The following is a 13384-nucleotide window of genomic DNA, read 5'->3' on the forward strand; positions in this document are numbered from 1 at the left end:
ACTAGATATACTACAAAAGGCTGTCTAATTGGCGGCTTTTTTTGATTTAACAGTTTTTTTAAAAAAGAATTCTTATCTTGATTATAACCTCTTACTTGCTATTTCTCAGGTCCCTGATTTCTTTTTTTTTATCTTATGAAGGATTCTTTTTATTAATATAGCAGCACTAAAATCGAAACCAATGAATTCGCAAAATGACGACCAGCCAGCGCAAAGAAAAGCTAATATTTTTACAGGATTTTTACTTTTTCTTGTATCTATAGTCCTTTTTATAACCACTACTCCTTTGGGTTTTATCTACGGTATTGGGTATACATTGGTTACGCATTTTTTTAAGGGGTTAGGTGGCTTTTTTCTAGAAATTGCAATCTCAATTGATCAGTTAGGAAATGTAATCATGCAACATCTATTAAACATGTTATGGCTTAAAAAAGGAGGTTATAAATTTGGCAATAGAGACGAGACAATATCCAGTGTATTAGGAAAAAACAAGGTGCAAAATACGCTTACAGGTTTTGGTAAATTTATTGTAAAAATACTTGATACAATTGACAGCAATCATGTATTAGACTCTATCGATTATTACGTAGAGCCAAAAAACTAAGTACATATAAACTAAACCTAATAGACTTTAGAGTAGATAAACTTAAGAAAGGTTTCTGAATCTAAATCCGGATCATTGTGCAATAAAGCAACAACCAGGTTTTCGTTTTCGATAGTTATTCTTGATTTCTTGAATGACAGATTATCTTTTTTATCATAGGTGAATAGAAAGAAATTACCTCTTCCTTTTTTCCATTTTCCTATAGTATCCTGATTATCCATAATACATTCGCCTCCTGTACCCAAATCTTCGTAATAGCTTTTTTCTATAAAGATGCCATTCTCCATAATTTCTAAAACAGTTTCTTTATCGCAAGCAGAAAGAGGGAACTCTTTTAGAGGTACATCAGATCCTTCGCTACTAAACTCTTTTTCTAATTGCCACTTGCCAACAACATTGGCTTCTAAAGGATTAGAAGTATTGTTTTCGCAAGAATATAAGCATAGTAGTAAACATAAAATAACAACTCGTGTTGTGTAGACAAGTAAAAATTTCTCCATAAAATGTATTTCCAATTACCAATACAAATTTGAGAAAAACGCGTGCGGTTAGCAAGTTTTTAGTGTTAAAAATATGTATTTAATCGCTAAAAAACATCATTTAGTCGACAAAATACGTGATAACCGTACTGTTCTTTACGGATTATGAAAATCTGTTGTAATCCAGAAATGCATCAATCTGTGCATAAAATTTCATAGATTTTATACAGAATTCATTGCTTTTTAAGACTAATCTGAAACGAAATAAATTTAAAAATAGAGCGCTAGAAAGTTTATATTACTTCATCAAAACACCTCTTTGGTCCATAACTGGCAAATCCTGAAATGCCTTTTCGTTAATGGTATGCTTTCTGAAAATGTACTTTTTCTCATACAATTTACTGTCTGCAAAAAAAGTAACCGAAAATTCATTATTCATTCCCAGCAATTCTTCTTGAATCATTTCGATTTTCGCAAAGGATTTTGGATCTATGGTGCCAATACCATGTCGTAATAATGAAGTTTTTCGATCCTGATCATAGCCTTTTGTTACTACCAAAACCATTTCAATAGGCGTATCTCGATCATTGATAATATAGGAATTCCAATCCTGAGCCAAAAACTCTTCATTCCATTCTTTGACCACAGCTATGTATACGTTTTCTACTACTGGTATTTCAATATCCTTTTTCATATTATTATGTCGCACTGAGCTTGTCCAAATGCTATCAACTACATGCAAAAAAGAGTCTTCGACAAGCTCAGACTGACAATAGAAAACTCTATGAAGATATTCTAAATTTAATACTCAAACAAGATCAGGTATATATTATAAAGCTGATTTGAATTGCTCTAAGAAACGAACATCATTTTCACTTAGCATACGAATATCTGAGATACCATATAAAAGCAATGCGATACGATCTATACCCATTCCAAATGCAAAACCACTGTACTCTTCTGGGTCAATATTACAATTCTTAAGTACATTTGGATCTACCATTCCGCAGCCCATAATTTCTAACCAACCCGTACCTTTTGTCATCTTATAATCCGTTTCGGTTTCTAATCCCCAATATACATCTACCTCTGCACTAGGTTCTGTAAACGGAAAGTAGGATGGCCGCAATCTAATCTTGGACTTACCAAACATCTCTTTAGTAAAGTATTGCAATGTTTGTTTAAGATCAGCAAAGGATACATCTTTATCAATATATAAACCTTCTACCTGATGGAAAAAACAATGCGATCTTGCTGATATTGCTTCGTTTCGATATACTCTACCTGGTGAAATGGTTCTAATCGGCGGCTGATTATTTTCCATATATCGTACTTGTACCGACGAGGTATGAGTACGCAATAATATATCGGGATTTGTTTGCACAAAAAAAGTATCCTGCATATCTCTAGCTGGATGATATTCGGGTAAGTTAAGTGCCGTAAAGTTGTGCCAGTCATCTTCAATTTCTGGCCCCTCACTAACATTAAACCCAATACGAGAAAAAATATCGATGATCTGATTTTTTACTAAAGAGATCGGATGACGAGATCCTAATGCTATTGGTTCTGCAGGACGAGTAAGATCTCCATACACGCCTTTTTCTTCTTCGTTAGACTCTAATTCTTCTTTTAAAGACTTAACTTTATTTTCTGCAGCGACTTTAAGAGCATTAATTGCCTGTCCAAATTCTTTTTTCTGATCATTGGCCACATTCTTAAATTCTGCAAAGAAATCATTGATTAATCCTTTTTTGCCAGAAAATTTAATTCTGAATGTCTCTACTTCTTCTTTAGTTTTTGCTTTAAAGGCATCAACTTCTTCTATATACTCTTTAATCTTATCAATCATCACTATTTTCTTAATAGAACGGCAAATTTACGCAATTTCAGTAAATCGAAGTCTTTTCAAATCGAATATTATCCCGATACAAATACAACATCAGAAAGAAAACTGAAATCCCTCCAAAAAGATGCCATAACCAATGCGTACCCATGTATAAAAACTCAGTATTCAAAATTCTGTCTAAGCTTCTAAAACTAACTGCCAAAACAAAGCTTAATACCGCCGCAATAATTAATTCTTTATGCTGACCCTTGGTTTTAATTAAATATAAAATAATAGGCGACAAGACTGTGATTGCAGTAATTACATACCCTAATGAAATTCTGATTACCGGGGGAACTGGAAGTAATCGAATAGCAAACGAAACTGCAAAGAGAACAATTAAGGCTACAAGTCTTTTCCACCAAACGTAGAATAATTTAAAAATGAAATAGAAAACCGATGCCATACATAGTAGCATAATAGGCACCCAATCCATAAACAACCATATTTCATGGCTTCGTGTACCATGAAAAAGGGTTCCACCAACAAAACCAATGGCCAAAACAGGCAAACAAAAACCTAAAAAGGCGTGATCACGGAAATTCTTGTATACCCTAACCGAAAAATAAATAATAATAAATAAAAAGATAAGATTACTAAAGGTATTAAAAGGTTCTACCGGTAATCTACTCATTACTGTTTCTCGATAAATAGGTCCAGTATCATTAGGTAACTGTAGACCTTCTACCAAATCAAATAACATATTTCTTTTTGTATTAAAGTTAAGAAATATGCTTCAGATGTATGCTTGAATTTATTGTATATATTGACTGGTCAAAAAATAGTTTACAATAGCCTCTTTCATTAAAATAGATTGTTCGCCTGCTTTAAGATTGGGCAATTGTTCTTTAACCTTGTAGTGGGGCCAACCCTCGTCATCATAATAATCAAACTCATAATACCCATAGGGTTCCAAAAGTCTGCAAATAGCAATATGCATCAGGTCTAATTTCTCATCTTTTTTAAACCTTCGATGTATTTGTCCCAGTTCTTGAACTCCAATAAGGTAAATAATACCATCTAGATCCAAATCTTCTCCCTCGGCAAATTGAGTAGAAAGCTTATTTACGAGAATTTCCCATCGCTCTTTTAATTGTTCATCTCTTGCCATTTATTTTACTATATATAATTTATAATCCTATTCTTGATACATTTCAATAAAAAACGGAAATACTCGAATCGACGGATTTTAATAAAAAGTTAAGCGCCACAAAAGTAACGCTTAACAACATAAAAATAACCACTATTTTGGGAGAAATCTTAAAACTCCCACAATACACCAATTCCGGCATATTGATTTCTATAATTTCTAAAGGAACGAGCATCGATATCGGTATAATTAGTACTTCTAATTCTAGAATATAAAATGCCCGTTACCGAAAATCCTTTCCCGATTTTATGTGCTGCATTGACCTGAAAATTTGCATATCCATACTTTAGTTTTTCTCCTATTCTTTCTTCTGTATTTCTTGCTTCAATCTCTTTATATTTTCTGGTGATATACGAAAATGTCGAACGCACTTTTGTAGTTTTACTTTTATACATCATATTAATTCCGGGGCCAAACTGATTAAACCCAGAGCGTCCTTCAGTAGAATTATCAATCCTTACATAATACAGAAAATTAGGCTTGATTTTGAATGTAGAACTAAAGGGTAATTCATAAAATATACTTCCTTTTGCATAATCCCAATCTCTCTCACCATCTGTAATAATTTCACTGGCATTAAATGTATCGTACAAACGTTTTTTAAAATATCCATTAACACCAAACTTATGTTTCAATCTATTCACTTCAAAAGATTGCACACTAGAGAATTGGATTCCGGTTTCGTTAAATTGTAAGTCTCTTACGCCAAAGGCATCAAAATCTTTAAAGTTGTAAAATCCCCCAAGTGTTGTCTCATTGTTCTCAAATGGCACCACTTCTAGTTCAGCAGTAGCTCCATAGTTTGTATATCCCAATGGATTAATCAATACATCCTGATCCCCACCTAAACCTTCTCTATTCATGCGCTTAAATCTAGCTTCGGCCAAAAAACTAAGCTTCTTGGTAAACTTATGGTCGTATTTTGCTCGTGCATCTAAACTCCAATAACTGTCATCAAAATTCTCATAAAACAATCGCGAAAATGGAGTTAAGAATACCCGTAATCTGTTTTTTTTATTCCACTTATAGCGATATTTATAGTTGAGTTTTATATCCTGATAGATACTACTGGCAATTAGATCTTCTTTGGTGAGTATAGTATCATTCATTCTGATTACTTCGGGGCTTTTAAAATAGTTGTATTCATATCCTCCTCTTGTTTCGACATCAAATGCAGTTTTACTTTGCGAAAATGTTAAACCACTTAGTAATAATGCTATAGCTCCAATTATTATTTTTCCTGTATTCATAGTTATATGTATCTTCTTATTTAATTTTGTTTTCTATGGTTTCTTTTAATCCTTGTTTATTCACTAATTGAATTCCTAATCCTGGACGCACATTAATCTCCATGATCTGTGGTCCTTTATTTTTATCGATCACAATATCTATCCCCAAATAATTGAGTGGAAACGCCTTAGCAGTCGCTACAGAAATTTCCAGAATCTCTTTCCAATATGGGATCGCAACATCTTTGACAATAAACTTACTGTCTGGATGGTGGTTGTAGTAGTATTTTCCATCATAGACCTGGGTTAGTCTTCCTTTTTTCATATCCACCCCTATACCTACTCCATTTTGATGCAGGTTGGCTTTACCATCAGACCGGTCCGTCGGCATTCTTAACATTCCCATAAGAGGTACTCTATCCAGGGTTATGATTCTAAAATCTGGCACACCTGCCGGATATATATCATGAAAAAATGGGTGTGGTTCTATACATTCTTCAATCAAAACTCTATCATGAGAGCCCAGTGAAAAGAATCCCATGATGGTAGCTGCCATATGCTGAAAAATTGCTCGTTCTGATATCACTTTTCCACTAGAAGTCCAATTTCCGCTCTGATCTTTTTTAACAATTTTAATCCCTCCACCACCACAACCATTAGCTGGTTTTATGGCCATGGCGCTATATTGTTTACAGGTCTCCCATGCTTTTTTTATATCGCTATTATATTCTATAACTGCATAGGTCTGCGCACATGGAATATTATATTGATGCAGGATTTCTTTAGTAAGCACCTTATCATCTGCCAGGGGATAATGTTTTTTATTATTATTAGGGTAAATAAGCTTTATATTTCTTTCGTTCAAGCCAATTACTTTTGATTTTTGGCGTGATTTGGCATCCAGTATTCTTGAAAACATCGGAATCATAATTTTATCTCTTTGAATTGATACTATCTAGCTAAAAAGTGGTCTGAAACGATAGAATTCGACCCATCGTATCCCAATATATCTCCCTAATAACATCGCGGTTGCGATAATTAAAAGAATGCACTCAGGAAAAATAATCAGGACAGAAGGTAACCATGACAAGGACAAAACACCGTAGCAAATTGTTGTTGCTATTAGGGTTTGAAATAGTTTGTCTATTGCCATTTTATATCCATCTTCGACCGTGGATCTAGAAAATCGCTCGGCAGCTATGGTAAGAATGATAGTAGGAAAAAATGTAAGGGTTGTTAACCAAGTGATATTGTATTTAATACCAAGCATAGTCGCCCCAATCATAAGACTAACCATTATGGTTAATGAAATGACCAGTTTTGGAGTATATAGTAATCCTATTTTATCAAATGGGTAAGAAATTAGCCCCACTAGCAGTATTAGACATATAAATAATACTACTCCCGAAATATATCCAGTATGCAACAATGAAAATGCAATTAATACAGGAAGAAAAACACCAAAGGTTTTAACTCCTACAACATTTCTTAAAAAAGCAACCAGCAACCCTCCTAACGGAAGTAACAATAATAAACTAAGCGCATTTTTTGGTAAAATTCCGCTCTCTACAATACCCCAAAGTGAAATACTCGACAACTTATGAAGCTCTTCAGAATTCATTTTTAAGAACGAAATATGATTTAGTTCATTGATCTGATAGGTATAATCAAATTGTATTCCTGGTGTATGTGTAATTAAAAATTCATCTCCTGCATACACTTCTAAGTAATTAGCGGGCAAATACCCATAATGATTGTTTAAGGCATCAAAAGAAACCCAGGTTTCATTGATCATTACCTCGGCCCATGCATGCGAAGTTCTTTTATCTGTATTTTCCAGGATAATTCCGCCTTTAATTCTGGCAGGGTACCCCAAATTTCTACATAAGGCTACAAAAAGTCTGCTTTTACCATTACAGGATGCTCTGTTTTGCTTAATGGTTGTTAAGGCATCAGTAAGAGTTATTATTGGCGCTGAAGGAATACTAAGAACATGATCAAAAATATTCTTTATTACTTCTCCATCGTTTGCCGTGTTTTGTGCAAGTTGTGTCGCCAGATTACTAATAGTTTCATTATCTGATTGTATATTATCAGTCGATTTTAGATAATCGCTATACTTTTCTGAAGTTATATTAAACTGTTTCGGGATTTGGAAATACTTTTCTTTGCCTTCAAAAATGAATTCGTAATTTAACGTATGATAGGTATTCTTCTTACCTGTTCTCCAAACCCCCTTCTGATTTTTATTTTTAGAGACTTGTCTTGAAAATATTAATGTCGTATCACTTTTGCTTTTCTTTGCTGAAATACGTTGTCTGGAATTGCTAAAAGGAATAAAACTTTTTACTACCGTGTTTTTATCTTCGGACTTAAAAAAGTAATTATAATTTACCTTATAGACTACATTTGGATTAAAATCGTCATAGTTTTTAAGAATCGGTTTTATCTTAAACCCAATTGATATCAAGGCAATTATCGTAACTAAAAGTAATACGGTTTTAATATTTGTCTGAGAATCCATAATCAGTTATTTTTGGGTTAATAACAGGTGAGAATAAATTCACCCTACCATAAATCGAAAAAAAATCTTTATACATGGAGCAATCCTCAAAATCTGTTTGTGATCAACCCGTTTTTACTGAATTGTTTGAAACACATGCAGAGGCCGTAAGAAACCTTATTTATTATAAGTGTGGAGATAGAGATCAGGCAGAGGATGTAATGCAAGAGGCCTTTATAAAACTTTGGGATCATTGCAAAAAAGTTCTTTTTGATAAGGCAAAGGGGTTTTTATGTACCGTAGCTAATAATCTTTTCTTAAACCAAGTTGCTCGAAAAAAAGTACGATTAGAATACTCAAAAATACCACGTAGCAATAAAAATGTAGAATCTCCTGATTTTGTAATGGAAGAAAAGGAGTTTATGGATAAACTTCAGCGAGCCATAGGGGAGCTTCCAGATGGACAACGAGAAGTTTTTCTATTAAATAGAATTGATAAAAAGACCTATAAGGAAATTGCCGAAATGCTTGAAATTTCGGTAAAAGCCGTAGAAAAAAGAATGCATAATGCATTAAAAAAAATGAGAGTTCTGATAAAAAATATCTAATCATACCAAATGAATTTTGAAATGAACGATTAAAAAACGAAGTTGCTTTTTTGTTTTACAAAGCTAAGAATCCTTTACCAAGCCTTGGCTAAGAAAAGAGGTGACCAAAGAAGTAAAACGGAAAATGAACAAGTTTTTAGTGTTTATTTTAATGTTTATTTGGTATTTGGGTAGGGTATTTTAAAAATCACCTGTTATTGATCTGATATGAAGATAGAATTATGCTTAACGAAAATGAAAATATATATTTAGCAAAATGGTTGAATAATGATCTTTCGGCTGAAGAACTTGAGGAGTTAAAAGCGCTTCCGGAATACGATGAATATAAAAAAATCGTAGATGGATTGACTTTTTTTAATCCTCCCTCTTTTGATGTCCAAAAATCATTAAAAACTACTATTACCAAACTTGATGCTCCAAAAAAAGGAAAAGTCATCAAGTTAAAACCTGTTTTATATGCTATTTCTGCGGCGGCTTCAATAGTCTTGATTATTGGGCTTTTCTTTAATAAAGTAACTCACACTGCTGATCCTGGACAACAAATCGCCGTGGTTTTACCAGATGGAAGTTCTGTAAATCTAAATGCTTCTTCTACATTATCTCATCAACGCTTTTTCTGGTCAAGTAACAGAAATGTTACCTTAAATGGTGAGGCGTTTTTTAAAGTTGCTAAAGGAACCAATTTCTCGGTCTCTACTCCATTAGGTACCGTAGAGGTACTAGGAACTCAATTTAATGTAAAAGGAAGATCAGATGAATTCTTGGTAGGGTGTTATGAAGGAAAAGTACGTGTATCATCCTTAAAGAACCAGAAAAAAATATTGAAAAAAGGAGATGCAGTATCTTTAAAAAATGAAGAATTGATCTCAAGAAAAATTAAAGATATTACCCCGCTATGGATGCAAGGAGAAAGCTTATTTGATAGCATCCCACTAAAAAAAGTGCTTGACGAATTAGAAAGACAATACTCAATAACTTTTAAAAGGGAAGCCATTGATCAAGATCAATTATTTACAGGTGGATTTAATTATAAGGATTTAAAAATTGCGCTAGAATCGGTGTTAGTTCCTATGGAAATTGAATATATTATCAACGGAAATATAGTTTCCCTTTCTCCAAGGTAAGGCTAGAAAATGTGCTATGAAAAAAATACTCTTATTATTTATCTTTTTTTCTTGCTCATTGCAAGCTCAAATGACCAAAGAATATAAAGAAACTCCTTTACAACAAATATTATCAGAACTTTCAGAATCTTATGGACTCATTTTTTCTTTCAGTAATGAGACCGTAAAAAATAAAATTCTTACACTGGCCATTAATAATACTCCTTTGGATGATTTACTAACGACTCTAAGCAGCTTAACTAAGCTCGATTTCAAGAAAATATCAGATCGCCAGATTATTGTAAGCTCCCCTAATACCAAAGTAGAAGTTTGCGGATATCTTTTTGACGAAACTACCAATGCTCCGCTGCCTTTTGCATCCATCCTTATTGAAAGTCAAAAAACTGGAGCGGTCGCTAATGATGACGGTTTTTTTCAATTAGGCGAATTAGACGAAAATGAACCTATATTAATCCAATATGTAGGATATAAGGATAAAAAAATGACCGCAGCAGATTTTAAAATGCCTGACTGTCCCCGAATACCTCTTTTTGTCGAAAGCACAGCGCTAGAAGAAGTTCTTATCGTAGAGTATATTACTACCGGGATTGGAAAAAATATTGATGGATCATTTACTTTTTCGAATGATGAGCTCGGTATCTTACCAGGTCAAACAGAACCCGATATATTGCAAAGTATACAGCTAATCCCTGGAATCAATAGTCCAGATGAGACCGCAACCGGAATACAAATACGAGGAGGTTCGCCAGATCAAAATCTTATTCTTTGGGATGATATAAAAATGTATAATACGGGGCATTTTTTTGGAATGCTCTCGGCATTTAACCCCAATGTAGTTAACGAGGCTAAGATTTTTAAAGGAGGAGCAGATCCAAAATACGGCGATCGTGTCTCCGGGGTAATTGATATCTCGAGTGATACAGAAGTGGCAGAAAAATTTACTGGTGGTGTCGGAATTAACGGCACGCATCTCGATGGTTATTTTAAAACTCCGATAGGGAGTAAAGTTGGCATCGTCATTTCTGGTAGAAGATCATATACCGATTTTTTTGAATCTCCGACATACAACTCACTTTCAGAAAAGGTATTTCAGAATACGAAAATAGATGCTAATTCTAATACTCAAACTCCGATTCCTGATGAAGAACCTGAAAACGAAATCGAAGAAGAACCTGAAAATGAGCAAGATATAGGCGATAATAATTTTTTCTTTTACGATACAACCGCCAAACTCATTATAGACGCCACAAAAAATGATAAAATTTTGGTGAGTGGTATTTATACCAACAACGATTTGGCGTTTCAAATAAATGATGATGAAGACGCAATTAATGATGACTTAGAAATTCAAAACGAAGGAGTTAGTTTTTCATGGATAGGTACAAAATCAAAAGATTTTCATCATGAGCTAAAAGCCTACTATTCAAAATATGACTCTGATTACTTATTTACTGTTAGAGAAGAATTACGTATTGAAGAACAATCTATTAGAAAAAATACTGTCGAAGATATTGGGGTAAACATTAATCTTACATATGATATTGATCAAAAAAACGCATTAACTGCTGGTTATCAATTTTCTAATAGCAAAGTCTTTTATGCCATCACCCGTGAAAGCGAATTTGAAACTCCTGTAAACGAGACTGATCTTGTGAAAAATACTGCGAATACGTTCTATGCAAACTACAAGTTATTAACCAAAAATAAGGGATTTATAAATCTTGGAGTTCGCTCGTCACATTATTCTATAGTCGATAAGTTTTATATAGAGCCCAGGATCAATATCGAGTATCCTATTTCAGATAATTTAAGAATTAAAGGTACAGGAGAACTGAGGTATCAGCCTATAAGTCAACTTATAGAATTTGAAGATACCCAACTGCGATTAGAAAATAATATTTGGATACATGCCAATGACGACATCCCGGTTTTAGAAAGCACGCAATTCTCTGGTGGTTTATTGTTTTCTAAAAAAGATTGGAATATAGAAGTGGATGCTTACTTTAAGAACATAGACGGTTTAACATCAATAACTAATGGGGTAAACACCTTTGATATTGATTTATCTACCGGAGAAAGTACAATTTTTGGAGTAGATGTTCTTTTACGAAAGAAATTTAAAAACTTTAGAACCTGGCTTGGATATACTTTTAATGATATTGAATATACCTTTCCCGAGATACAACCTGGGTCTTTTCCTGGAAACAATGATATTACACATAATTTCAGAATATCTAACACTTTAGAAATAAATTCGATGGAGTTCTCGTTAGGTTGGTTTTGGCGTTCTGGAAGCCCTTTCACCGATGCTGCATTAATTAATGAAGAAATAGAGTTTGGGTCTGCTAATGCAAGGCGACTACCAGAATATCACAGATTGGATATCTCGGGGGTGTACCGGTTTAATTTCAACAAAAACGAAAGCTGGAAAGGACAATTAGGCATTTCTATATTAAACCTCTATAATCGCCAAGTTCCTATTTCGGTGAGTTACCGGGCAGACGAAAACCCAAATACCGGAGAAGTAGAACTAGAAGTACTACGGCAGCAATCCTTAGGATTAACTCCTAATTTGGTTTTTAGGATGTTTTTTTAAGCAACCTGCTTATTCATAATTTAAGTATCTAATGCTCTAATTACTTCATCCCGATGTAACCATCGCATTAATGTTATCTGATTTTCTGCTGTCATAACACCAATCAAAAAATATAGTCCTACGCCCATCTTAAATACTTTATCATTGCCACGAACTGTTTTAAATTGGCTTAAGATATCTATGTTTTTGGCTGTTTTAATAGATTCTAAGACACTTTTGAGCTTTTCCTGAAGAGAACTGTCATTTAAAGTTTTAAAATCATCAGCGAAGCTTGAAGAGATTATTACATCCATCTGTTATGATTTAAATAATTCTTCTTCACTAATAGCGGTGGTAGTTTTAGCTTGCTGAAGCAAAAGCAACAACCCTAAATCCTCTTTCTGATCCAAAGACATGGCATTTATCTGTTCTTTTTGTTTATGCTCGACATACCACGTTATTGCATCTTCCATTACCTTTTTAACGCTAGAACTCTCTATTGCTGCAATTAGCTTGAGCTTAGGAATTATTTGTTCATTAATATCTATTATTTTTCTCATGATATATATCATATATATTATATGTCAAATATATATAATTATCAATTCATTTCAATGAAGAAAATGTTTTAATTCTACCTAGAAACAAAGGTAGATCCCGATAAATGTGATGAAATGAACTATATTTAGCCTAGAATTACTGATCTAATGAATTACATTGACATCATCTTAGGCATTCTTTTATTATGGGGATTAATAAAGGGGCTTAGTAAAGGTTTATTTGCTTCTTTAGCCTCTTTGTTGGCTTTAGTAATAGGTATTTATATTGCTGTTCATTTTTCACATATTGTTGGTGATTATTTGCAACAATATGTAGATTGGCAAGAAGGTGCTATGAAGCTTGCTGCTTTCGCCCTTACGTTTATTCTTGTCGTTGTTTTAGTTTCGTTAGCAGGTAAACTACTTACCAAAATTGCAGATTATGCGGCCTTAGGGATTTTAAACAAAATTCTTGGAGCAGCTTTTGGTGTCTTAAAGATGGCATTTATTGCCAGTGTTCTCATTATTTTTATTGATGCGATCAACAGAAATATCACGATTATAAAGGAAGAAACACTGGAATCCTCATTACTTTACAATCCAGTACGCAAACTAGCACCTATGGTATTACCCAACATATTAAAAGAGGCTCCCGCAGAAAATAATAGTGAATCCTAAATAAGAAATA

Annotated in this window: 15 protein-coding genes; 5 read left to right on the forward strand and 10 right to left on the reverse strand. The window is 33.5% G+C overall.

What is annotated here, in order from left to right:
* The first annotated feature begins 181 nt into the window (after nucleotides 1–181).
* Entirely contained in the window at nucleotides 182–604 is a 423-nt protein-coding gene (locus JJQ60_RS13660; RefSeq protein WP_201921060.1) for a hypothetical protein, read from the forward strand.
* 17 nt (nucleotides 605–621) lie between these two features.
* On the opposite strand, the gene JJQ60_RS13665 is transcribed toward JJQ60_RS13660, so the two are convergent.
* From JJQ60_RS13665 to JJQ60_RS13700, 8 genes are all read right to left on the reverse strand, one after another.
* Nucleotides 622–1104, reverse strand: coding sequence for a hypothetical protein (locus tag JJQ60_RS13665; protein ID WP_201921064.1), 483 nt, complete (start codon nucleotides 1102–1104; stop codon nucleotides 622–624).
* Between the two features lie 277 nt (nucleotides 1105–1381).
* Nucleotides 1382–1777: a hypothetical protein gene (locus JJQ60_RS13670; protein ID WP_201921067.1), complete on the reverse strand. Its 396-nt coding sequence runs from the start codon at nucleotides 1775–1777 to the stop codon at nucleotides 1382–1384.
* 135 nt (nucleotides 1778–1912) lie between these two features.
* Nucleotides 1913–2932: a phenylalanine--tRNA ligase subunit alpha gene (pheS, locus tag JJQ60_RS13675; protein ID WP_201921070.1), complete on the reverse strand. Its 1020-nt coding sequence runs from the start codon at nucleotides 2930–2932 to the stop codon at nucleotides 1913–1915.
* A 37-nt stretch (nucleotides 2933–2969) separates the two neighbouring features.
* Entirely contained in the window at nucleotides 2970–3671 is a 702-nt protein-coding gene (locus JJQ60_RS13680; protein WP_201921073.1) for a ceramidase domain-containing protein, read from the reverse strand.
* A gap of 51 nt (nucleotides 3672–3722) precedes the next feature.
* Entirely contained in the window at nucleotides 3723–4079 is a 357-nt protein-coding gene (locus JJQ60_RS13685) for a hypothetical protein (protein WP_201921076.1), read from the reverse strand.
* Between the two features lie 149 nt (nucleotides 4080–4228).
* On the reverse strand, nucleotides 4229–5368 hold the full coding sequence (locus JJQ60_RS13690) for a hypothetical protein (RefSeq protein ID WP_201921079.1): 1140 nt from the start codon (nucleotides 5366–5368) through the stop codon (nucleotides 4229–4231).
* Nucleotides 5369–5384: 16 nt separating this feature from the next.
* Nucleotides 5385–6266, reverse strand: a complete 882-nt coding sequence (locus JJQ60_RS13695) for a sugar-transfer associated ATP-grasp domain-containing protein (protein WP_201921082.1) — start codon at nucleotides 6264–6266, stop codon at nucleotides 5385–5387.
* A gap of 36 nt (nucleotides 6267–6302) precedes the next feature.
* The gene (locus tag JJQ60_RS13700; RefSeq protein ID WP_201921085.1) at nucleotides 6303–7871 is read right to left on the reverse strand and encodes a 7TM domain-containing protein; all 1569 of its coding nucleotides are present in this window, start codon (nucleotides 7869–7871) and stop codon (nucleotides 6303–6305) included.
* A gap of 74 nt (nucleotides 7872–7945) precedes the next feature.
* On the opposite strand from JJQ60_RS13700, the gene JJQ60_RS13705 reads away from it, so the two are divergent.
* The 3 genes from JJQ60_RS13705 (at nucleotide 7946) to JJQ60_RS13715 (ending at nucleotide 12178) form a co-directional block, all read left to right on the forward strand.
* Nucleotides 7946–8458, forward strand: a complete 513-nt coding sequence (locus JJQ60_RS13705; protein WP_201921088.1) for an RNA polymerase sigma factor — start codon at nucleotides 7946–7948, stop codon at nucleotides 8456–8458.
* Between the two features lie 221 nt (nucleotides 8459–8679).
* Entirely contained in the window at nucleotides 8680–9582 is a 903-nt protein-coding gene (locus JJQ60_RS13710) for a FecR family protein (protein WP_201921091.1), read from the forward strand.
* A 16-nt stretch (nucleotides 9583–9598) separates the two neighbouring features.
* Complete coding sequence (locus JJQ60_RS13715; RefSeq protein ID WP_201921094.1) at nucleotides 9599–12178, forward strand: carboxypeptidase-like regulatory domain-containing protein; 2580 nt, start codon at nucleotides 9599–9601, stop codon at nucleotides 12176–12178.
* 20 nt (nucleotides 12179–12198) lie between these two features.
* Here JJQ60_RS13715 and JJQ60_RS13720 read toward each other — a convergent pair whose 3' ends face one another.
* Both JJQ60_RS13720 and JJQ60_RS13725 read right to left on the reverse strand, forming a co-directional pair.
* The gene (locus JJQ60_RS13720) at nucleotides 12199–12471 is read right to left on the reverse strand and encodes a hypothetical protein (RefSeq protein WP_201921096.1); all 273 of its coding nucleotides are present in this window, start codon (nucleotides 12469–12471) and stop codon (nucleotides 12199–12201) included.
* 3 nt (nucleotides 12472–12474) lie between these two features.
* Entirely contained in the window at nucleotides 12475–12717 is a 243-nt protein-coding gene (locus JJQ60_RS13725) for a hypothetical protein (protein WP_201921098.1), read from the reverse strand.
* A 147-nt stretch (nucleotides 12718–12864) separates the two neighbouring features.
* Between JJQ60_RS13725 and JJQ60_RS13730 the strand changes: the two genes are divergently transcribed.
* Nucleotides 12865–13374 (forward strand): CvpA family protein, encoded by a 510-nt coding sequence (locus JJQ60_RS13730; RefSeq protein ID WP_201921099.1) that lies wholly within the window; start codon nucleotides 12865–12867, stop codon nucleotides 13372–13374.
* Nucleotides 13375–13384 lie beyond the last annotated feature (10 nt).

The sequence above is a fragment of the Aquimarina mytili genome (assembly GCF_016735115.1).
Lineage (GTDB): Bacteria > Bacteroidota > Bacteroidia > Flavobacteriales > Flavobacteriaceae > Aquimarina > Aquimarina mytili.

Coding starts and splice junctions, on each gene's coding strand:
- JJQ60_RS13730 (WP_201921099.1), top strand. CDS start 12,865: ATGAATTACATTGACATCATCTTAGGCATTCTTTTATTATGGGGATTA.
- JJQ60_RS13695 (WP_201921082.1), bottom strand. CDS start 6,266: ATGTTTTCAAGAATACTGGATGCCAAATCACGCCAAAAATCAAAAGTA.
- JJQ60_RS13715 (WP_201921094.1), top strand. CDS start 9,599: ATGAAAAAAATACTCTTATTATTTATCTTTTTTTCTTGCTCATTGCAA.
- JJQ60_RS13690 (WP_201921079.1), bottom strand. CDS start 5,368: ATGAATACAGGAAAAATAATAATTGGAGCTATAGCATTATTACTAAGT.
- JJQ60_RS13680 (WP_201921073.1), bottom strand. CDS start 3,671: ATGTTATTTGATTTGGTAGAAGGTCTACAGTTACCTAATGATACTGGA.
- JJQ60_RS13665 (WP_201921064.1), bottom strand. CDS start 1,104: ATGGAGAAATTTTTACTTGTCTACACAACACGAGTTGTTATTTTATGT.
- JJQ60_RS13700 (WP_201921085.1), bottom strand. CDS start 7,871: ATGGATTCTCAGACAAATATTAAAACCGTATTACTTTTAGTTACGATA.
- JJQ60_RS13705 (WP_201921088.1), top strand. CDS start 7,946: ATGGAGCAATCCTCAAAATCTGTTTGTGATCAACCCGTTTTTACTGAA.
- JJQ60_RS13725 (WP_201921098.1), bottom strand. CDS start 12,717: ATGAGAAAAATAATAGATATTAATGAACAAATAATTCCTAAGCTCAAG.
- JJQ60_RS13685 (WP_201921076.1), bottom strand. CDS start 4,079: ATGGCAAGAGATGAACAATTAAAAGAGCGATGGGAAATTCTCGTAAAT.
- pheS (WP_201921070.1), bottom strand. CDS start 2,932: ATGATTGATAAGATTAAAGAGTATATAGAAGAAGTTGATGCCTTTAAA.
- JJQ60_RS13670 (WP_201921067.1), bottom strand. CDS start 1,777: ATGAAAAAGGATATTGAAATACCAGTAGTAGAAAACGTATACATAGCT.
- JJQ60_RS13660 (WP_201921060.1), top strand. CDS start 182: ATGAATTCGCAAAATGACGACCAGCCAGCGCAAAGAAAAGCTAATATT.
- JJQ60_RS13720 (WP_201921096.1), bottom strand. CDS start 12,471: ATGGATGTAATAATCTCTTCAAGCTTCGCTGATGATTTTAAAACTTTA.
- JJQ60_RS13710 (WP_201921091.1), top strand. CDS start 8,680: ATGCTTAACGAAAATGAAAATATATATTTAGCAAAATGGTTGAATAAT.